At 49.3% G+C, this 21,109-nt stretch carries 20 protein-coding genes; 6 read left to right on the forward strand and 14 right to left on the reverse strand.

Features of this window, described 5'->3' with window-relative positions:
- Nucleotides 1-282 precede the first annotated feature (282 nt).
- From ACPLJI_RS06470 to metG, 4 genes are all read right to left on the reverse strand, one after another.
- Nucleotides 283-1,251: an MraY family glycosyltransferase gene (locus ACPLJI_RS06470; protein ID WP_424731005.1), complete on the reverse strand. Its 969-nt coding sequence runs from the start codon at nucleotides 1,249-1,251 to the stop codon at nucleotides 283-285.
- A gap of 62 nt (nucleotides 1,252-1,313) precedes the next feature.
- Entirely contained in the window at nucleotides 1,314-1,778 is a 465-nt protein-coding gene (locus ACPLJI_RS06475; protein WP_424731006.1) for a resolvase, read from the reverse strand.
- 8 nt (nucleotides 1,779-1,786) lie between these two features.
- On the reverse strand, nucleotides 1,787-3,364 hold the full coding sequence (locus ACPLJI_RS06480; RefSeq protein WP_424731007.1) for a DUF530 domain-containing protein: 1,578 nt from the start codon (nucleotides 3,362-3,364) through the stop codon (nucleotides 1,787-1,789).
- Between the two features lie 51 nt (nucleotides 3,365-3,415).
- A complete protein-coding gene (gene metG, locus ACPLJI_RS06485) occupies nucleotides 3,416-5,374 on the reverse strand; it encodes a methionine--tRNA ligase (RefSeq protein ID WP_424731008.1) in 1,959 nt (652 codons plus the stop codon).
- A gap of 282 nt (nucleotides 5,375-5,656) precedes the next feature.
- Here metG and priL point away from each other — a divergent pair, with 282 nt between their 5' ends.
- Both priL and priS read left to right on the forward strand, forming a co-directional pair.
- Nucleotides 5,657-6,970: a DNA primase large subunit PriL gene (gene priL / locus ACPLJI_RS06490; RefSeq protein ID WP_424731009.1), complete on the forward strand. Its 1,314-nt coding sequence runs from the start codon at nucleotides 5,657-5,659 to the stop codon at nucleotides 6,968-6,970.
- 4 nt (nucleotides 6,971-6,974) lie between these two features.
- The gene (priS, locus tag ACPLJI_RS06495) at nucleotides 6,975-7,940 is read left to right on the forward strand and encodes a DNA primase catalytic subunit PriS (RefSeq protein ID WP_424731030.1); all 966 of its coding nucleotides are present in this window, start codon (nucleotides 6,975-6,977) and stop codon (nucleotides 7,938-7,940) included.
- Between the two features lie 85 nt (nucleotides 7,941-8,025).
- Here priS and cca read toward each other — a convergent pair whose 3' ends face one another.
- The 7 genes from cca to ACPLJI_RS06530 all read right to left on the reverse strand — a co-directional run bounded on the left by cca (nucleotide 8,026) and on the right by ACPLJI_RS06530 (nucleotide 14,542).
- Complete coding sequence (gene cca, locus ACPLJI_RS06500; RefSeq protein ID WP_424731010.1) at nucleotides 8,026-9,384, reverse strand: CCA tRNA nucleotidyltransferase; 1,359 nt, start codon at nucleotides 9,382-9,384, stop codon at nucleotides 8,026-8,028.
- 79 nt (nucleotides 9,385-9,463) lie between these two features.
- On the reverse strand, nucleotides 9,464-10,033 hold the full coding sequence (gene thpR / locus ACPLJI_RS06505; protein WP_424731011.1) for an RNA 2',3'-cyclic phosphodiesterase: 570 nt from the start codon (nucleotides 10,031-10,033) through the stop codon (nucleotides 9,464-9,466).
- Between the two features lie 3 nt (nucleotides 10,034-10,036).
- On the reverse strand, nucleotides 10,037-10,969 hold the full coding sequence (locus tag ACPLJI_RS06510; RefSeq protein ID WP_424731012.1) for an HPr kinase/phosphorylase: 933 nt from the start codon (nucleotides 10,967-10,969) through the stop codon (nucleotides 10,037-10,039).
- A gap of 76 nt (nucleotides 10,970-11,045) precedes the next feature.
- Nucleotides 11,046-12,170, reverse strand: a complete 1,125-nt coding sequence (locus ACPLJI_RS06515; protein WP_424731031.1) for a 3-dehydroquinate synthase II — start codon at nucleotides 12,168-12,170, stop codon at nucleotides 11,046-11,048.
- A 1-nt stretch (nucleotide 12,171) separates the two neighbouring features.
- Nucleotides 12,172-12,972, reverse strand: a complete 801-nt coding sequence (locus tag ACPLJI_RS06520; protein WP_013295778.1) for a 2-amino-3,7-dideoxy-D-threo-hept-6-ulosonate synthase — start codon at nucleotides 12,970-12,972, stop codon at nucleotides 12,172-12,174.
- Nucleotides 12,953-13,513, reverse strand: a complete 561-nt coding sequence (locus tag ACPLJI_RS06525; protein ID WP_424731013.1) for a class I SAM-dependent methyltransferase — start codon at nucleotides 13,511-13,513, stop codon at nucleotides 12,953-12,955. The genes ACPLJI_RS06520 and ACPLJI_RS06525 overlap by 20 nt, the downstream gene beginning before the upstream one ends.
- Nucleotides 13,514-13,687: 174 nt before the next feature.
- The gene (locus ACPLJI_RS06530; protein ID WP_424731014.1) at nucleotides 13,688-14,542 is read right to left on the reverse strand and encodes a pantoate kinase; all 855 of its coding nucleotides are present in this window, start codon (nucleotides 14,540-14,542) and stop codon (nucleotides 13,688-13,690) included.
- Nucleotides 14,543-14,622: 80 nt separating this feature from the next.
- On the opposite strand from ACPLJI_RS06530, the gene ACPLJI_RS06535 reads away from it, so the two are divergent.
- Entirely contained in the window at nucleotides 14,623-15,288 is a 666-nt protein-coding gene (locus tag ACPLJI_RS06535; protein WP_424731032.1) for a histidinol phosphate phosphatase domain-containing protein, read from the forward strand.
- A gap of 214 nt (nucleotides 15,289-15,502) precedes the next feature.
- On the forward strand, nucleotides 15,503-17,671 hold the full coding sequence (locus tag ACPLJI_RS06540) for a NosD domain-containing protein (RefSeq protein ID WP_424731015.1): 2,169 nt from the start codon (nucleotides 15,503-15,505) through the stop codon (nucleotides 17,669-17,671).
- A 183-nt stretch (nucleotides 17,672-17,854) separates the two neighbouring features.
- Here ACPLJI_RS06540 and ACPLJI_RS06545 read toward each other — a convergent pair whose 3' ends face one another.
- The 3 genes from ACPLJI_RS06545 to ACPLJI_RS06555 all read right to left on the reverse strand — a co-directional run bounded on the left by ACPLJI_RS06545 (nucleotide 17,855) and on the right by ACPLJI_RS06555 (nucleotide 19,498).
- Nucleotides 17,855-18,811 (reverse strand): Ig-like domain-containing protein, encoded by a 957-nt coding sequence (locus tag ACPLJI_RS06545; protein WP_424731016.1) that lies wholly within the window; start codon nucleotides 18,809-18,811, stop codon nucleotides 17,855-17,857.
- Nucleotides 18,812-18,896: 85 nt separating this feature from the next.
- On the reverse strand, nucleotides 18,897-19,214 hold the full coding sequence (locus tag ACPLJI_RS06550; protein WP_424731017.1) for a hypothetical protein: 318 nt from the start codon (nucleotides 19,212-19,214) through the stop codon (nucleotides 18,897-18,899).
- A gap of 17 nt (nucleotides 19,215-19,231) precedes the next feature.
- Nucleotides 19,232-19,498: a hypothetical protein gene (locus tag ACPLJI_RS06555; RefSeq protein WP_424731018.1), complete on the reverse strand. Its 267-nt coding sequence runs from the start codon at nucleotides 19,496-19,498 to the stop codon at nucleotides 19,232-19,234.
- A 146-nt stretch (nucleotides 19,499-19,644) separates the two neighbouring features.
- On the opposite strand from ACPLJI_RS06555, the gene ACPLJI_RS06560 reads away from it, so the two are divergent.
- A complete protein-coding gene (locus ACPLJI_RS06560; protein ID WP_424731033.1) occupies nucleotides 19,645-20,598 on the forward strand; it encodes a zinc metalloprotease HtpX in 954 nt (317 codons plus the stop codon).
- Between the two features lie 283 nt (nucleotides 20,599-20,881).
- Complete coding sequence (locus ACPLJI_RS06565; protein WP_424731019.1) at nucleotides 20,882-21,076, forward strand: hypothetical protein; 195 nt, start codon at nucleotides 20,882-20,884, stop codon at nucleotides 21,074-21,076.
- Nucleotides 21,077-21,109 lie beyond the last annotated feature (33 nt).

Here is a 21,109-nt window from a genome sequence, read left to right on the forward strand (position 1 = left end):
GCTTCTCAACAAACTCTACAGTTCATGATCCCTGATGGTAGGGATCTGACTCTCTCAGGATTCTATGCTTCTCAACAAACTCTACAGTTCATGATCTCAGGACGGCAGATGCTCTGTCGGCTCATGGAATAAATTGCTCCTCAAAAAACTCTGCAATTCGTAGGGGGCCTTCAATCTCTATTGACTGGACTCTACGGGTCCTCATGGATAACCTTGTACCTGACCAGTTCTAAAGTTTCTGATTATAAAACCTGATCACCTAGTTCTAAAAATTTCAAATTCTTAGAATGGGTCCAGAGGGAGTATGAATGCAAGGAGAACCCCAAGGGCCCCGAAGAATACTCCGATTGACCACACTATCATCACAACCCTCTTCTCGGTCATGGGCCTTCTCAGTATCCACCTTATGAGGGAGTTGAATCCCTCAGGGGGGGCTATGAGTTTACCGTCCTCTGAGATTTCTGTGGGCCTGTGCCTGTGCCTCTCGACGACACCTGCACTGTAGAACTTCAGGAGGCCGTCTATGATGTTGGGGAGGAGGACGATAAGGGCTATTATCTTGATCCTCCCTATGAATGCAACAGAGGCTATGCAGGCCCCTATTATGAGGGTCCCCACGTCCCCAGGGAATACCCTTGAAGGGTACCTGTTGTAGATCAGGAATGCCAGGAGGGCCCCGAGCATTGCCATGGTTATTATGGAGACATTGTATTTGCCCATTATTATACAGGAGGCTGTGAGGGCCGTCATTGCAATGGATCCAAGGCCGGATTCGATACCATTCAGGCCGGCCAGCATGTTTGTGAGGTTTGATGCTATTGAGACCGCAATGGGCATCATGATCATGTAGAGTATTCCAACATTGGGGGGAGCCACCCATATTATGGGAAGGCCTGCAAGGAACAGAAGGAAGAGCTTTTCACGTGAGGACAGCCTCACAAGATCATCAACCATCCCCACTATACCCACAAGGAGTATCACAAGGAGCGTCACCATGAGTTCATAATGGAGTCGGGGGAAGAAGTACATCCCGAGGAACATCCCTATCGTAAAACCAAAGAGTATCCCGATACCACCCATCTCCGCGACGATGGGCTTTGAGATTTTATGTATGTCGTTTCCAACAACGTTGGCATCCTTTAGCTTGCTTATGAGCCTTGGCATAACGGTATACGTTGATGTGAATGAGATGATACAGCAGATTATTGATACTGTAAGTACAGATGAATATTCAAGTGTAAAGTTAACCATGAAATCACCGGATTTACCTATAGTTATTAACTGCACACATTCATTTATAAATTTTCAGCTAATCAGCCATTCTTAACTATATAGTATACTGTTCTGAGGGGTATCCCGAGCTCCTCAGAAATCTTCCTGGCCGGAACACCCTTCCTTGCCATTTCACGAACCCTGAAGCGTGTATTCTTATCATACTTCCTCTTCGCACCCCGCTTCAGTTTCATATCGCCCTTAAGGTAGTAGACAGTTTTCAGAGGTATATCTGCGATACCTGAAATCTGTTTGGGGGTCTTACCCTCCCTTAGAAGTTTCTGCACCATTTTAACGTCCTTTTCTGTGTACTTCCTGGGTCTTCCGATTCTCTTAACAGGTTCAACCTCCACTCCAAGTTCCTCAAGGGCCTTCAGATACCTCTTTGATGTACGGTGATAGAGACTTATGGGGCATGTAATCTTCTTGAGGTCAGGGTTCTTCTCAAGAATCTCAATTATCCTCCTTGAAGTAAGAGGCTGATTCAAATGGACTTTCTCTGCCATAAAACCACTCAATCACCTTTTATGAGGTTAAGAAACATTTTAGCCCTGTCGGTAGATGGCCTACCCAGGCTTTCAATGTTCCTCTCCTCCTCGGCCACGTCCTCCACCCTCACATGGAAGAGTTCAGCGCATGTCTCAGTATCAATAGCTGCCTCCATGTGAAGTACAGCGGCACCGAATGCAAGGGGGTCCGGTTTCATGTGCAGACCCTTCATTTTCTCCTCAATCTCAAATTTCCTCAGCAGAACCTCCCCCAGGTTCTCAATGTAGACCATTCCACAGTTCCAGTACCCTCTGAGGAGTTCAAGGGCCTCCTCACTGAACTCATCAAAGGTCCTCACCTGTGTCCTGTCGAGTACGGGCCTCAGATTGGGGAAGGGACCCGAGTACTTGGAGCGGCGATCCAGGGATGTTCCTAGGTAGTAGAAGGCAACATCCCATAGAATGAGATTCACAGGAACATCCCTGAAGATCTCCCTCTTGAGTTCCTCCATTGTCTCCAGGTCCTCCCTTAGAGCGGGGTTCAGGTTACCGTTCTCATCACCAAGACCGGCTTCATGGATCAGGCTGTGCATCCTCTGCAATCTGACCTCCATGAGTTCATCCTCTGAAATCCTGAGGTCAGGGGAATATGTTCTGGCATCAAAGACTATCTCCCGGTACCTTTTCACTGCATCGTAATCCTGGAGGTTATCCCTGTAGACCGCATCCCGTATCTCATCTATTATCTTCTGGGATAGGCCAGTATATGCAAGTGCAAGGGCGGTCCTCGTGTACCTGTCATTCACGATGCTGGATTTTTTCCTGTGGAACTGTATCAGCTCCACCCTCACATTCGGCCCGTACTTCTGCCTCAGCATCTTCTCGTAGTCATCGTCCTCACTGTCAAGGGTTATGCGCCTTCTGATCCACCTCCCATCCTCAAGGACCCTTATAACCAGGGTGGCTGATCTTACAGCCCCCTTCTTTTCGTTTTTAAGGAGTCTCATTATCTTCTTAAGGGCCTTCCTGGCCCAGAGGCTCAGCTCAGACATCTTCACCATGTAATCCCCGGAGAGGGGGAGGTGTGGTATTATCTCCGGTCTGCAGATTGCCCTGTCATTGAACCTGACTTCCAGGTTATCTGATCCACAGGGACATTCAACAACCCCTGAGGGGTCATGAAGCTCCAGTTCCCCCAGCCGCAGGTTTCTTGAACATTCCCTGCATGTGAGGAGAGTGCACTCCTCAATGTTGCCAATGGCTATCCTGTGGGATGAGATTGCAGAGTTAACCCTGTCAAGAAGGTTCTTCTTTACAGATGCCTTCATACGGAAGTACTGGGCATGCCTCTTTATGTCATGGATGTCCTCGGTGATTTCAGGTGACTGGTGGGTGCTGTACCCGGATATTGACCTGAAGGGGTACTTGAAGCCCCTCAGCTCCATGGCCTCCTTCAGATCCTGAAGCTCCTCAAGGTTTCCCCTGAGGTATATGTAAAGGTTAAGGAGTGCCTCTGGCGACTTAAGATCATCCTTGGAGATCCATCTATCCTTTATGTTCTCCAGGAACCTTTCTGACCTTGCAATTAGACCTGATTCATTCATATTATTCTCCAGCCGGGTACAGCATATCGAATTAATCAGAATATACCAAATCTACATTATCCGTTCACCGATACCTGCATCACCGGGGTCCAGTATGTTCAGTGATTCACCGGTTGCAAGGACCATACCCTCGGATTTAACACCAAAGAGTTTGGCGGGTTTAAGGTTGGCAAGGACGGTAACCTTCCTCTCAAGGAGATCCCCGGGGCTGTACCTCTCTGCAAGGCCAGCAACCACCTGCATTTCCCTTTCACCCACGTCTATCATGAGTTTGAGGAGTTTATCTGACCCCTCTATTCTCTCAGCTGATCTTATGATACCCACCCTGATGTCCAGGGCTGCGAAGTCATTAATTGTCACGGTTTCAGACACAGTATCCTCCTCCTTGATGAGTTTTGATTTCTCATTCTCAATTGTTTCATCAGGTATCTTTGAGAAGAGGGGTCTGGCCTTCTCTATGACCATCCCCTGTTCAAGTTCATGGAAGCCCCACTTTTCATCCTCCAGATTCATGATGGAGAGCACCCTCTCTGCTGAGGATGGCATGAAGGGCATTAAGAGTTTCCCGAGGTTGGCCGCAAGGAGGTTGCAGAGGTAGAGGCATGTTGAGGCCCTCTCAGGTGACTCCTTAATGGCCTTCCATGGTTCCTGATCGTTGAAGTACTTGTTACCCTTCTTTGCAAGTTTAATCACTGACATCAGGGCATCCCTGAACTGGAAATTCTCCAGGAGCTCACCCACCGTATCGGGAGCGCTTCTTATGGAGTTAAGGAACTCCTCGTCCTCTGCTGTGAATTCTGATGGTTCAGGCACCCTTCCATCAAAGAACCTCCCTGTGAAGGAGAAGGTACGGTGGAGGAAGTTTCCAAGGACATCTGCAAGTTCATCATTGACCCTCCTCTGGAAGTCGTCCCATGAGAAATCGGTGTCCCTGGTCAGCGGGGCGTTGACTGTCAGGTAGTACCTCAGAAGGTCCCTGGGGAATATTTCAAGGAAATCTGATGTCCATACAACCCAGTTCTTACTTGTGGACATCTTCTTCCCCTCAAGTGAGAGGTACTCCCCGGCTATTATGTTCTCAGGGGTTCTGCATCCGTAGGCCATGAGCAGGGCAGGCCAGAATATGGAGTGATGGTATATTATGTCCTTCCCTATGAAGTGAACTGCGCCTGCGTCCCAGTAGTCCCTCCAGGGCTTTCCGGTTCTTCTGCTCCAGGCTGCAGCAGATGATATGTATCCAAGGAAGGCCTCACCCCAGACGTAGATTATTTTACCATCATTTCCCTCAAGGGGTACAGGGACCCCCCATTCCATGTCCCTTGTGAGTATCCAGTCCCTGAGACCCTCCCTGAGCCACTGGAGGGCGTAGTTCTTAACATTTGAGGGCATATCTGATTCCTCAATCCATTCCCTCAGTTCATCCTGGAACTGGCTGAGGCGGAAGAAGTAGTGCCTTGAATCCCTCACCACGGGCTCCGACCCGCACACCATGCACACGGGATTCTCAAGCTGGAGAGGTTCAAGGTGCCTTCCGCAGCCCTCACAGTGGTCTCCACGGGCACCCTCGCCTCCGCAGTGGGGGCAGGTCCCTTCAACGTACCTATCGGGGAGGAAGCGCTGACAGCTGTTGCAGTAGAGCTGCTTTATGTCCTTCTCGTATATGTAGCCCTTTTCATAGAGTTTCAGGAAGAAGTTCTGGGCTATCTCATAGTGCAGATCATCGGTTGTCCTTGTGAAACTGTCAAAGGATATGTCGCATTCCTCAAGGTCACGTTTTATCATCTCATGGTACCGTGTGGCGACCTCAAGGGGCTCTCTACCCTCACTCTCTGCCTTGACGGCTATTGGTGTCCCGTGTTCATCTGTGGCGCAGACAAAGAGGACATCGTCACCCCGCAGCCTCCTGTACCTTGCATATATATCTGCGGGTATGTAGGTTGACCTCAGATGACCGAGATGTGTGGGCCCATTGGCATAGGGAAGTGCGCAGGTGATAAATACTTTGCTCAACTCAAACTCCTCCTTGAATCATGAAGCGGATTAGAATAAGATGGGTAATATTCATAGGATACAGTTTAGATTTACGGTTTACCTCTATATAAATTTATGTGAGGGAATTCAAAACCATCTCCATTTTCATGGAACCAGTTCAGAGGCCCTCCAGAGCATTAAATGTCCCCATGTACCTTTTTTCATGGCTCCTGGACAGAATCCCTGCCGAAATTCTATATCAGGTTAACTTTGAAGCATGGACCCATATCTTTATGGGTCACCTCAGTAAAAGGTTTAAACATGGTGTCTTCACTTTTCATAAATCCCTTCTCAGAGGATGCCAGGGAGATTGTAAGAAACTATGGATCCCCTGACACGATATTTGAGGTCAGCAGTGCACTCCTCGACACAGTTAAACGTACAAGGGGTCAGAACATTGATGACAACTCACTCCTCCCTGGGAGCATCGGTGAACTTGCCATCAAGAGGCTTGAATGGTACCTCAGGAGGCAGAGGAAGGGTTTCGATCATGGGGACTACGCATACCTCATGAACCCCGGGATAGAGGAGTACGATGTAATTGCATTCTATGTCCTTGCACAGGCTGCAGGAGCAGGTTTCAGAATGGGTTCAAGGGAGGTGAGACTGGTTGTTGAATCTACAGGGGCCCTTGTTGAGGACCGTTTCAGGGTCCTTGGAAGTGAAAGGGATGAAATAATCGAGGAAGTCCTCATTGAACTCGGATTCGAAGGAACCTGCTGGATGGAACTCTCAGAACTCATCGGCTCAGGTAAGCTGAGGCTCACAGACCTCATACTCCACAGGGGGAGGGTGGTGATTGATGAGGATGAATTCCTCATGACCTTCCAGGATCTGATAAGCGACAGGGACCCCAGGAGTCTCTACGAGGCACTTGTGGGTCTGGAACTCAAGGAAACAATGATATCCCGCATAATAATGCAGAAGACAGAGGAATACATCGCAAGGGTCGCTGAGATGAGTTCCACAGTGGAACCCCACCCGATCCTTCTTGAAACAGCAGCAAGGATAGAGGAGGCTGTTAATGAGGTCACATCCTTCAGCGGGGGGCCTGTTAAATCTGCAGGGCCAGGTAAACTCGTTCCAGATGCATTCCCCCCATGCATAAGGGGCACACTGGATGGTGTGAAGTCCGGCAACAGGAACGATGCCATCGTCCTCCTGCTCACATCATTCATATCCTATGCAAGGCTATACCCATCGGTCTTCAGGGACCGGACACCCCTTAAGGTTTCAGACCTTGACCCGGAACTCAGGGTGATCAGGGATGAGATACTCCCCATAATATATGAGGCAGCAGAGAGGTGCGAACCACCCCTCTTTGAGGACGACCCCCAGGAGAAGCTGAACATAACCGCAAAGCTGGGGTTCGGGGTCCATGATGAACCTGAACCCGAACATGAGGGTGAGAGTAAATGGTACACCCCCATGAGCTGTGAGAAGATCAGAATACACCTTCCTGATCTCTGCAGACCCGATGAGCTCTGCAGGAGCATCACCAACCCCCTCACCTACTACAACAGGAAAAGGTGGGAGATCCACAAGGGGAAGTCAGAACAGGATGGGGGGGACTGATAGGATATTTGAGGCCGCAACACCCCTTGAGAGGAAGAGATACTACCGTGAAGAGTGGGATGTGAGGAAACTCCCTGATTTCATAGCCAGGAACATCCATATGAGGGAGTTCGGATTTGACCACACAGGCAGGGGTCCCAGCGACAGGTACAGGGTATTCGATGATGAGAAACGCCTTTCAAGGTTCATGAGGGCCAGGTTTCCATTTGCAGCCTACTCCTCCGTTGCATTCTACAGGGAGCCGGGTAAGAGGGGGGGCTGGCAGCGATCTGAACTCATCTTTGACGTGGATGCCAAGGATCTTCCTGTGAGGTCCTGTGACTGTGAGGGGGTCTGTGAGAGGTGCCTTGATGAGGCAAGGGAACTGGTCCTCATGATGGTTGACACCATCAGGGGTGACCTGGGACTGGGGGATGTGCATGTGGTATACTCGGGGAGGGGCTACCATATAAGGGTCCTTGACCCGGCGGTCATGGAGCTTGGATCAGAGGTGAGGGCTGAGATACTGAGGTACACCGCAGGTGCACGCCAGCCCAGGAGGAAATTCATACACGGCGGTGAAACCTATGAGATGGAACACTTTTCCATCCCCCTCGGGTACCATCGGGTCTTCACAGAGAGGGCGAAGCACGTGTTCCTCCACATGAGGGGTGATGAGAGGATAGAGAATGTCACAGCAAGGACGGTCCGCGATGTTGTGAAGAACAGGGAACTCCTCCTTGAGGACAGGTGGGGGGAGTTCAAGAGGAGGATAGGCCCCAGGGTCTACCCGAGGCTGGTTGCCGGGGTTGCAGGGATAAACATGAAGATGGTGGACGCCAAGGTCACAATTGACCTCAAGAGGATACTGAGACTCCCCACATCCCTCCACTCAAAGGTCAGCATGATTTGCATGGAGGTTAAGAACCCTGAGACGTTTGATCCCCTTAAGAGTGCAGTCCCAAAATTTGTTTATGAAAGGGAATCCTGATACATGTCGGTTATCTTCCACTAGCCTGAGGTCCTGTCATGCTGAAGATAGTTATCTTCAAGGGTCTTTTATGGATCTCAGGATACTATCTTCTAATGGCCTTCCATGGATTCAGGAAGGCGTCAAGGAACATCAAAAATTCAGGGTCCAGTGATTCAATGATATCCTCAATGGAATAAACACTGAAACCATTTATTAGCTCTTTGCGGATGTGTTTTCCCATCCTGAGCCTTTCAGGTTTTGATAGGAGGTTTTTAATGTAATCAACCGCGTTTCCATCCTTCCTGGGGGATTCCACCACTAGCCTTGAGCCCTCAACCCATGCCCTCTCATGCCTTTCTGTGAACCTGTCACTGTGCCACCTGGACCATACAGGGGGTCCGTATCGCTTCCTGTAGGATGGGAGCATCCAGACCTCCATTTCAATCAACATGAGAGCGGTACGGGATTCGTCACTCCAGTAGTCGGCCCCAAGAACAGAGAAACCCTCATCCTTCAGGTTCCTAACTATGGAATCAAGGGTCTTCCTGAGCTGGGGGTAGAGGGCATCCGCAGGGACATCAGGCACCCCGGTGGATACCAGGATGATCTTTGAGCCCCTTTTTTCAATGATTTCAAGTATTTCACCGGGATCTGATGTGTGGTGTGGTTTTTGGAAGTATTCTGGCTTTGGTTCCCTCAGGAAATTCCTGGCCGCAGTTACAAACTCAGCCATCCTCTGCAGTGTGAGTGCCGCTGCAACGTTCCTCTTACTATCCACAGGGTCGACCACCACAAGGGGCTCCTGAAAGTCCTCACCGGTACCATGACCCTCAATGTCTATGATGTACCCGGGCCTCCAGCTGAGGGCACCTTTAAGCACTCCCTCGAAGTCCCCGTAGTGGAGAACAAGGAGCTCTGCAAGGTAACCTGCAAACCCTCCAACCCTGAATTCGGATCCATAGGTCCCTGTTGACTTCATGAACTGTTTGAGGAGAAGAACCTCGTCCATCTGCTCCTCCTTCAGGTTCCTCTGGATGTACTCTGTGTGGAGTATTGTTCTGTCAACGGCGGATCTGAGTTCTGAGGCATTGGATATCCGGTAGCAGGGGACGAAGTCCACCTCGTAACCGTCTATGTATCCTGTAACGTAGGGGTGTGACGCATACCTCTCCTCGGCCTTACCCTGGAACCTCTCTATGCACATGTATCCAAGTTTCAGGCCCTTCTCCTTCAGATCATCCTGTGGGGTGTCCAGGGGGAAGTGGATGAATATATCGATGTCGGCGCCTCCTGAGAGCCAGGTCCCCTTGGCAACTGAACCCACAAGGAAGGCCTCAGCGTCGATCCCCCTGCCTGCTGCAAGTCCATTTATACATTCAACAAGCCTCTCTGATAATTCCATGACCCGCTGGTATTCTTCTCTCCCGGGTCTTATACTTTCGAGTATCCCGCTGTAGTCCATGTTTATCCACCACATTACCCAGTTTTACACTCTCGGTGCACACTGTGCTCCATGATTGTCAATCACATAATAAAATTAATCAGATTCTGAAGACCTCAAGGTCACTGTAGACGGGTCCCTGTGGTGTGAGTTCACTCCTCTTAAGTGAGACACTGTCAACCCTCAGGGCGCCGGCATCCACATTCTCCAGCTCCCCTATCAGGGCTGCAAGTTTCTCACGGTTCCTCGGACCCCTGACCCGCCCAATGGTGAGGTGTGGCACGTACTCCCTTTCCTTCCGGAATCCTATCCTGGCGAATTCCATGTCCAGGGTCCTCTGCAGCTCTGAGAATACCCCCGGGTTTTCAACACCAAGCCACACCACCCTTATGTAGCGTGGGCTGGGAAAGACACCAGCACCCATCACGTGAAGTTCGAATGGTTCATAATCCTTCAGGGTTTCCTCAACTATCCCCCTTATCCTCCTCAGTTTGCCCTCACCAACATCACCGAAGAATTTCAGGGTGAAGTGGAGGTTCTCAGGTTCAACGAATTTTATCTGGGCGTCAGCGCCCCTCAGGATATCCTGTATCTCACATACCCTTTTCCGTAGTTCATCGTCAACGTCAACCGCAATGAACGCCCTGACCTTCATTTTCTGATCCTCCATGAATCACATCTCAAGTTTTTTCAGCCTTTCAAGGCTTCTGACCGGTGTTTCAATGGTGTTGAGTATGTGGAGGTCCACCCTGCCTAGAAGTTCACTGAAGAACCTCCTCCGTAGCCCCATCTTTCTCTCATCCCTTACAAGCTGGTGGGGGTTGCAGAAGTCATTTTCCAGCAGATACCTCAGACCCTCCTCTGGATCAAGCCTCCTCATGGGGGGGTTATCAGGGTTCCTTTCAAGGAGAACAACCCTTTTCAGCGTGGTGGACTCCCTTATCCGCCCTCCGAAGAGCATCCCAACATCTGCAACCCCCCTGGACCTGGCATCAAGTTTCACAGAGTCCCTGAGGGATGAGTACTCCCTCCATACCATCCCTATATCGTCCCGGATGTAGGAGTTCTTCTCGGATGCATACACGAGGACCCCATTCTCAAGGAGGCGGGTGAAGAACCAGTCATCTGAGACGTAACTGCAGGCCCCATCAAGGAGGAGGCCATAGGTGAGGGTTGTCTTCCCTGTACCCGGCGGCCCTATGATAGCAAGTCCCGCCCCTTGCCGGTCGATGGCTGAACCATGGACCGAGTAGCGGCGGTGCTCTGAATGATACTCCTCAAAGAAGTCGGCAACCGCTGCAAGAGCTATGCTCTTAACCCAGCCATAGTAGTCACAGTTTCTGATTATGACCGTCTTTGAATTTGCCTCGTAGAGAACCTCAAGGTCACCACCATCTGACACAGCGAATACCTTTGCGTGGGGCCTCACATCTTCGCTCATGAATCTGAAGTTATCCTCCCACTCCTCCTTGAATGATACATCATCTGTGAGGAGCTTGACGCAGGCCCCATGGAGACTGGCCTTTCTCTCAAATAGTCTGAGTCTGGAGAGTTCAGCCAGGATTTCATCCTTTTCCCTCGGCGTTATGAGCCTCACACTGTACATACTATCCCATCCGTGAAGGTGATGAGCTTCTGATGCCGATTCAGGCCCCACTGTGTATACGGTATCCGGCTGGGGCTCATTTCTCGATTATGGTCTCTGTTATGGCCATGCCGAAGTGCCTTGCAGAGTCCTCAAAATAGACAAGGACCTTGTCACCCTCACTGAGCTCGCTGACAGATACAGGTTCGCCCCTATCATTCACGAGCCTTATTGTCTCGGCGTTCTGAAGGAGTGTCCTAACCTTCACGCCCTCGTACTCTGCCTCAACAAGCATCAGGGGCCTCTTCTCGATCTTAACCCTGCCAACAACCGCGGTCCTTGACCTCCCGCTCCGGTCAACGATGAGGACCTCATCACCGGTTTCAAGTTCAGAGAGGTACTTTGTCCTGCCACCGGGTATCATGACGTAGGCCTGTACAGGCCCGGCATTCACGCGGAAGGGCCTTGAAGCCACGTATTCACTTTCAAGGGACTCACTGTGCACCAGAAAGAGACCCTGTGAGTAGCTGCCCACCAGCATACCCTCACCAACATCCATCATTGAGCAGGTGTCCACGCAGACCCTGTCACCGGAGCCCAGGGGCTCAACCCTGGTTACAGTGGCGGGCCTGAGTTCATAGGTTTCACTCTCAATCTCCTCAAGTAGCTCTGCTATTGCCTTTATCTGTGAGATGTCCACGGGTTCTATGAGGACACCGTCGGTTCCGTGTTCAAGGGTCTCGAGGGCAACCCTTGCCTCATGGGTATCTGCCACCGCGGCGACCAGTTTAACATCCTCTTCCTGGAGATCCGCTATTATGTTCTCAAGCGGGATGATCTTCCAGTCCTCACCAGCGAGTATGAGGTAATCCACGATGCGACCCAGTTTCCTTGCGAGTTCCTCGTGGGCCTTGCTCCTTATCTCAACGTAGGCTGCAACCTCCTTACCCCCGGATTTCAGTTCCTCTGCCATTTCAAGGTCCCTTGAGTAATCAAGGGTCTCCGGGAGTTCCAGGGTTCCGTCGCCCTCTCCATCCCTTCCAATGAGTACTATGTCCGCATCGTCCTCGGGGGATATCAGGGTGAGGCTTCCAAGTTTCTTTATCCTCTCGGCATCGGAGGTGTCCACTATGTGGTCTATCCCTGATTCAAGGGCTGCTGTTATGAAGGTCTTCTTCTCGTCCCAGTAGGTGTCAGGGGCCATCAGCCATGCGAATTTCATCTCAGTCGCCACCCCTGAGTATCCTGACGGCATCCTCAACTTCAAGGCCGTCATGGACGATGCCTGCAATGGCCCTGGTCATATCTGCCGGGGAATCTGCCTGGAAGATGTTTCTTCCAATGGCCACACCAGCACCGCCTGCATCAACGGAGTCCCTGACCATCTGGAGGAGCTCCTCCTCTGTTTCAATCTTAGGACCCCCCGCTATCACCACAGGGACAGGGCAGCCCTTCACAACCTCCCTGAAGGTGTCAGGGTCACCGGTATAGTTGGTCTTTATTATATCTGCGCCCAGCTCTGCACCTGCACGTGCTGCAAGTTTAACAACCTCAGGGTCGTGCTCGTCCTTTATCCTGTCACCCCTGGGGTACATCATGGCTATGAGCGGCATGCCCCAGTCGTCACAGATCTCGGCCACGGTACCGAGCTTTATGAGCATTTCGGGTTCCCTCTCGGATCCCACGTTCACGTGGACGGATACGGCATCGGCCCCCAGCTTGAGGGCCTTCTCAACCGATGTGACAAGTACCTTATGGTTAGGGTCAGGTCCGAGTCCCGTACTTGCCGAGAGGTGTATTATGAGGCCTATGTCCCTCCCGTACCCCCTGTGTCCGCTCCTCACCATTCCCTTGTGCATGAGGACGGCGTTGGCTCCTCCGCTTGCCACCTCATCAATGGTCCCTGCCATGTCTATTATCCCCTTAACGGGTCCAATTGAGACCCCATGGTCAAGGGGTACTATGACGGTCCTGTCTGTCTTCCTGTTGATTATCCTCTCAATTCTAATCCTTTTGCCTATCATGGGCACCCTCCTTGTAGATTTTACTGGACCAGAGTTTAAATTCCCTGAGCCTTGGTGGGATTCCAGCGTCCCCACTTGACTCAAGCCATCCATACCCTGAGGTGAATGACTCTTCGGTGATGGATGAGCATACAAAGTCCAGGAGTCCACGGTTCCTTATGATTGAGACCCCTGGTTTGAGTGTGGATGACCATATGAAGTAAACCTTGAAGGTTGTATCAGGGTGGTATCCTCCTCCAAGGTCAACGCTGAGCACATCGCAGGATTCAATCCTGCTGCAGACCTCTTCAAGGGTTTCATGGAGGCGAACGTCACCTGATATGAATTCAACGTTATCCCTCTCCATGCTCAGGGCCTCCATAACATCAACAGCTTCGGGGCTGTTATCAACCGCCAGCACCCTGCCATCCGGCACAAGGTCAGATATTATGCGTGTTGAGTTTCCTATGTGGCACCCCAGTTCAACAACTGTATCCCCGGGCCTCAGGACCTCCCTTAGGACGTCCCGGTAGATGTTTATATCGTATACCAGTCTTATCATGGACTCACCTGACCATCCCCTTCACATCGTTCATCCGGGGATTTCCTGATGCAGAGATGGTAACAGTGATTAATATAATCTTTTAATTTAAAGTATTTTCCCCTTAAATCCACAGATATGTTCATTATCACCCATAGAACCCCCCAGATGGTCGCCTACCGGTCAACTCCAGCATCACAGAAACCTTGCACCTGAAAAGTCAATTCCATACACATCATCGCCTCCGGCATCAGGGTCTGCTGACAGGGCGAATACGGTGTTGCCGAGCATCGCCATGGATGCCCCCAGCGTTCCCTCGGAGAGGGCCTCCATGGGTTCTCTGAGTTCAGGGGTTATGAGTGAGGTTCCTCTGGCAAACTCACGGGAGAGTTCCATGAACATCCGGGGTGTCGGCTTCCTGAGGAGCCTCCTGATCATCCCTGCACCCATCCGGTTTATCGCACCGACCTTTGATTCATCACCGATGACAGATGCCGTTTCAAGCTCCCCCAGGGTCTCGGTTAAAACATAGAGGCCCCTGTCAGTGATCCTGTCTGTCCTACCATATCCAGGTGGGCCCTCTCTGGTTCTTATGACTATCCCACCTGTCATCTCGGCTATCAGGTCACCCAGCCCTGTTCCAAGTTCCACCTCGGCCCTGTGGGCCACTGATCCTGCGCTGTTGACTGTGACTGGGAGTTCAAGTTCCCTTACAACTGCAAGGACGCTTCCCAGGGCGCAGGCTGCGGATGCCCCGAAACCACACCCTATGGGGACATCAACCCTGTGGTGTATGCTCACACCCTCCCTGAATCCTGTGATTTCCCTGAGTATTTCAAGGGAGCTCAGACTGACTGATTTTCCATGTTCTCTCTTTCCGTTGACCCTCACGACCGTTTTCTCTTCGGACCTCCTGACCTTTATGGAGGTTTCAACTCCACGGTCAAGGACGACTCCTGCACCCCTGGAACCCGTTCTAAGGGGGTCTTCCGCCCTTACAACCTCAAAGAATCCGGTTATATGTGCTGGGACAAAGACGGTGGGCTTCATTTAAATACTTCCCTGAACATACTCTAACTGTTCACTGTATATCGTAAGATGAATATAATGATTTTTAAGGGGGACCTGCCATCAGAAAGAGGATTGATCTTCACACCCACAGCCTCCTGAGTGACGGTGAGCTCCTGCCATCGGAACTTGCAAGGAGGGCATGTGTCCTGGGACATGAGGCCATAGCCATCACAGACCACATCGACGCCTCGAATATAAACACCATAACGAACCTCATTGACGCCGTTGAGGATATAGCTGATAACTGGGATATCAGGGTCATACCGGGGGCTGAGATAACACATGCACCTGTTGAGATAATTGAGAAGCTTGCAGTGAGGGCGAGGAGGCTGGGAGCCGAGATCATCGTTGTCCACGGTGAGACCATTGTGGAGCCTGTGATTCCTGGAACAAATCATGCAGCTGTCAGCTGTCCTGAGGTGGATATACTGGCCCATCCAGGGCTGATAAGCGTTGAGGATGTCGAACTGGCACGTGAAAATGACGTTACCCTTGAGATAAGTGCAAGGAAGGGGCACTGCCTCGGAAACGGTCATGTGGCGGCGGTTGCAGGGGAGGTTGGTGTGCCCCTTGTTATTGACACTGATACCCATGCACCGGGGGATCTCCTGGACTATGAGATGGCGAAGAGGGTTGGTCTGGGCGCTGGTCTCAGCGAATCCCGGGTTGAGGAGGCCCTTGTGAAGAATCCCCGGCACGTGCTTAAAAGGAATGGTATAAACTGAAACATGTAACTGAAGTATGGCCGTGGAATAATGGCCATCCAATGATTATACAGGTCCCCTGACCTTTTTATTTTCGTCAGAGGTCTGTATTATTTTTTTCAGGCATCATTTATATGATCCCGTCAGTATCAGCGCTCTTCTTTCATGTTATCCGCGCTGCTGTCATGGTATGCTCATTTATATTGTTTTTTGTCGTATCTCTGCTTACCCGGACATGGAGCCAGGGACATACAGGGAGAACGTTATCATAAACAGGGAGAACCTGGTCCTCATAAAGGAACCGGGAACGGCCGGTGAGGCCATGATAATGGCACATGACCAGAACATACCTGCAGTTACAGTTACAGCAACAGGCATCAGAATAGTGGGATTTCACATCAGCGGCGCAAAAAATGCTCAGGGTATAAAAATCCTGGCTGGAGGTTGCACAGTAACAAATAACATGATAACAGGCAATGGAGATGGAATCTACATTGAAAACTCCAGCAATAACATTATAAGCCATAATGGAATCAGCGGGAACACTGGGCATGGGGTTATGATTTACCTTTCAGATAATTCAAGCGTCACAGGGAACAGTATCAGCAATAACCAGGGATGCGGCATCTACCTTCTAAACGTATCCAACAGTATTATCGAAGGAAACAGCATGGGAGCCGGTGGCTCCGATTCAATCTTTCTCTGGACCACAAATAGCACAATGATAAGAGGAAACACTCTGAATGTTGGTGATAATGAAAATGGTATTTCCCTTGATAAATCCTATGGCAACAGCGTGGCTGGGAACGTTATAGATGGTGGTAAAATAGCGGTATACCTCTCTGGATCCTATGGCAACAACATAACAGAAAACACTGTTAACGGTGGTCTCTGCGGAATTCTTCTCGATGGTGCAGAAATGTCATGGAATAACAGAATAAGTAAGAATATAATCAGAAACAGTCAGAGTGCTGGAATCACAGTCTACGGATCAAACAATACCATCACAGAAAACACCATTCTCAGTCCCTTCAACGGAATCTGGCTTGGTGATGAAAAGATCAAGGGCACCTGGAACAATGTAGTCAGCGGGAACACAATAAAGAACAGTGTAATGGACTCAATCACAGTTCTTGATTCAGATAATGTTATCAGCAGGAACACCATAGAAAAGAGTGAAGGAGATGGAATTGAGGTTTCCAGTTCAAATAATCTTATCAGTGAAAACACCATAATCGCGAGCGAATTAAACGGGATCCTGGTTGCTGGTACTGGCAATACAGTCACAGGCAATTTTATCAGTGGCAGTGGAAATGATGGTATATGGGTCATTGAAACCGCCATTATAACTGGAAATACCATAACTGCCAATGGGGGCAGGGGAATTGATCTCTACAGCTCAAACAGATCCACTGTCAGGGATAACATTATCTCCAGGAATAGAGTCGGAATTTACCTTGAGATTTACTCAAATAACAATGTGGTCTACAACAACATTTTAACGGCTAACAGGATTCAGGCGCAGAATTATGGTAAGGGTAACATCTTCAATCTCCCTGTACCCTCAGGTGGAAACTACTGGAGTGACTATAAGGGCTCAGATAAAAATGGAGATGGCTTCGGGGATACACCCTACATCTTCAAGGGTGGAAGGGACAATCTGCCGGTGACAATGCAGGTGAGATCCATTGATCCCAGGGGGGGATCTTCAAATGTTCCGTTGAACAAGACAATCACAATAACCCTCAACTGGAACATCACACCGGGGCCAGGCTACAGCAGCATATCGGTTAAAACATTAAAAGGAACAGTGAAGTCAATAACCAAGAGGATTGATGGTAAAAAACTGATAATAAGCCCGGCTGGCAGCTGGGATACAGGCACCATATATATCATCACGGTACCATCAGACGCCCTCAGAAACAGCATCGGAGCACCCCTACAGACCACATTCAAATCCAGATTCACAACGCTGCAGGTACCAGTTAATGTGTCTGATATAGTGGCGGCTGCAGGGACAGTTAAATCATACTATGATCGATATGGCAGGCTCCCAAGGGAGGTTACAGTTTCCAGCAGGAATTATACCATGGCCCAGTTCCTCTACATGATTACAGGTGCAACTGTAAACATAAACAGGAACATTTTAAGCCCCATACTCCCCATGGACGCCGGAAATCCACCATGGCCCGCTGGGGTCTACAGGCATGGTATAGTGAAGAGGAGCAGTTATGTGAAAACTGCAAACAGCATTATGAAGTTCATGAAGATCAGGGGCCGGGCACCAAATTATGCCATCACAGCACGTGGCAGGATACCATTCCAGAAACTTGTCTACATCTACAGCAGTATCCTGAAATACTACGGATCAGAAAAGAGACTTCCATCCAGTATACATGTCTAGGAGAAGATGGGCACTAAAACCCTACTTTTATTTTTTTTTAAGAGACGTTGTCAATGCCCTATTTATTTTTTACCGTTTTCAAAACGCATGATCCTTCCAGTTATCTCCCCGTTTCAATCTAACCTAATTTTTCTGAACTGTGGATAAACCGGCTGAGATAATTAAAAAAGAGGTAATTGATGGTTATCTTCTTCCAGTCCTGAATTTCAGGGTCCATCTGTTCTGGGGGGCATCCAGGAGTGCACCGGCCGGTATCGTGATGGTGTACCAGCTGCTTCGTGATAACCTGTAGACGGGCTTCACATAAATGGTGTTGCCGGAAACCCATTTTCTGATCCTCACAGATTTACCCCATCTGTTCCTGAGGGTTACGCTGCTCCAGTACCTTCCAGGCAGGATGCTCTCTGAAAAGGTGACCCTTATCACAGGCATCCTTGAGGTCACGGCTCCAGCAGTGGGGCTGCTTGACGTGACATTTACAGGCCTTGGAATATAAATTTTGAGACTGTCAAGGGCGGATATAATCGTACCAGCGTCTTTGAGCTTCTTTGTCTGGCTGTCATACCTGTAGGTCTCGTATATTATTGTACTGTATCCCTGTGAGGCTATGGGTCCTGTCACGTACTCTGGGCTGGTGGCCTTTGGGGGTGTGTAGATCCTGAGGAAGTCTGTCTTCGATGTTATCTGGCCTGCGTAGTTCATGGTGGCACGGTTCTGTGAGATCACATAAAGGAAACGGGAGTATGCATATCCACTTTCATGGTGGTGGTTCTCATGGCAGTCTATGACGAGCATGGGTTTCTCATTCTTTATATCAGGCACTATGAAGTCCCTTGCAAGGAGCTGTCCATTCATTCGACTCCTTGAATAATCCTCTAAGTCTCTGGTTACGTGGACACTGTAGAGGACATACCTCCTTGTGAGGTTCGATGTCCTGATCTTCTCCCTCACTGCGCTGTGTATACCTGACTCCTGGGGATGGACGCCTATGATGACTGCAATGGTTTCGTTTGAGTTGAGGTTCCCGTAGTAATCCTTTTCAACATACCCGTAAGTCCTGTTTCCAAGATGCACGGCCTGTGAGGATCCCATGAGGCCAAAGACCATTACAATAATTAAAAGTTTCCATATATGCTTCACATTATCATTCCTCGATCCACTAATAAAATAACCAGGAGGATTCTATCTTATTAGAGAGTCGGCTGCAAGTATCAGTTTCTTTGAGTCAATCATCTTTTGATCCACTGTCAAATTTGTATGTCTCGTATATGATGGTGTCATATCCCTGGGAGGCTATTGGAACGGTGACGTATTTTGGACTGGTGGATACAGGCGGACGGTAAACTCTGAGGAAGGGCATCCTTTCTATGAAACGCTTAACATATCTCATGGTTGATTGCTTCTTTGATATTGGATAAAGGAATCTTGAATACCTGTAACCCACCTTACCATTCAGGTTTTCATGGCAGTCTATGACGAGCATGGGTTTCTCATTCTTTATATCAGGCACTATGAATTTCCTTGCAAGAAGCTGTCCATTCATTCGCCCTTTGGAAAAACTCATTGCATTACGTGTGACATGTACCTGTAGAGAACATATTTCTTCTGGAGGCTTGTGTTTTCCAGCTGATAATTTACAGCTTTATGTATGCCTGATTCCCTTGGATGAACTCCTGTTATTATTGCTATGGTCTCGTTGGAACTCTGATTACCGTAATAAATCTTTTCAACATAACCGTAACTGTTATTACCAATCCTGACCGCTGATGCGGAGCCAACAAGAGCTGCTGTAATTAGAAGAATTAAAAACATGGTTTCAATTCTCACGGATATCCCCCTGTACATTGAATATTAATACTTAATAAAAATATTATATATAATTTTCACATGTTCCATGCCATCCGATAAAGATATATATCCCTCATATAAAATAACCATTTGTAACTAATGTCTTGATGGAGGATAAAGCCAAAATGAGAAAACTCAGCACATGGAAACTGAAGCTCAGGATGTTCCTGGCAACAGCACTTTTATTTGGGATAATATATGCCATACTCATAGCAATAGGGGCCCTCATGGGATTCGGCGGGCCACTGTTCTATGCCCTGCTTGGTTTGGGCATAGTGTTCCTTCAGTACCTCCTCTCCCCCAAAATAGTGGAACTCACAATGAACGTCCACTATGTCAGTGAGGCAGAGGCGCCAAGGCTTCACGCCATGGTGGATGAACTTGCAAGGAATGCCGGAATACCCAAACCAAGGGTTGGAATTGCAGAGATTGCAGTTCCCAACGCCTTTGCATTTGGAAGAACAAAATCAGACGGGAGGGTATGTGTAACAAGGGGTATACTGAATCTCCTTGATGAGGAGGAACTCCGGGCCGTCCTTGGACACGAGATATCCCACATAAGGCACAGTGACATGATAGTCATGACCCTTGTGAGCGCTGTTCCACTCATCTGCTACTACATATTCTGGAGCACCGTATACAGCAGGGACGACGATGCAACCCTCATTGGGATCGCAGCGCTCATAGCATACTTCCTTGGTCAGCTGGTAGTCCTCTTCATATCAAGGACAAGGGAGTACTATGCGGACCATGGCAGCGTGGAGATCGGTGGTCAGCCACACAAACTTGCAAGTGCACTCTACAAACTGGTTTATGGCTCCGCTGCATTTGACAGGGATGATCTCAAGCAGGTTGAGGGTGTTAAGGCCTTCTTCCTCAACGATGTATCCGATGCCAGAAATGAGATAAATGATCTGAGGAAGATTGACATTGACATGGACGGCACCATTAGCATGGCTGAGCTTCAGAGAGTGAAGTACACTGGAGTAAAGGTTGGCGTGGGTGCAAGGATACTTGAACTTCTCTCAACCCATCCAAACATGCTCAGGAGGATTGAGAGGCTCTCTGAATTCACCTGATTAATTTTTTATCCCTGATTCAACCTTTTTCTGCAAATGACTGTTAACACACTGCTTTAAGCATGATTGTTAACAGACTAATTTAAGTTGATGGCAAGTTAATTAAATTTTAGAGTGTTTGATCATCTCAGGATTTACCAGAAAATAGTCCTGGATTCTGCAGCCATGAATGTGGCCATAGGACACTCGTGTTGACCTTGATAACCCTCAACCTGCGGCCATCATGGTAGTTTATGCACCTGCAATAGCGTCATTTCTTCTTAGAAAGCAAATTGCAGTATGATTGGAAGAAGGGATCTTTCACAGGACTTATGATCTATGCATCGGTACCATAATCGCGGCCCTCAGCGTCAATGCAGCCATGCTCCTCCCTGGATGGTCTGCCACAGTATCAGCTGGGGGTGATCCTGTCTGGATCGGGTACAGTGCTTCTCCTTTCACAGAGCACAGACCTTACCATGTCGGCTGTGCCCTCTGATATGGGAAATGATGCCTCTGCTGCTGAACTGCT

This window comes from Methanothermobacter sp. (assembly GCF_049720995.1).
In the GTDB taxonomy this organism is placed as follows: Archaea; Methanobacteriota; Methanobacteria; order Methanobacteriales; family Methanothermobacteraceae; genus Methanothermobacter.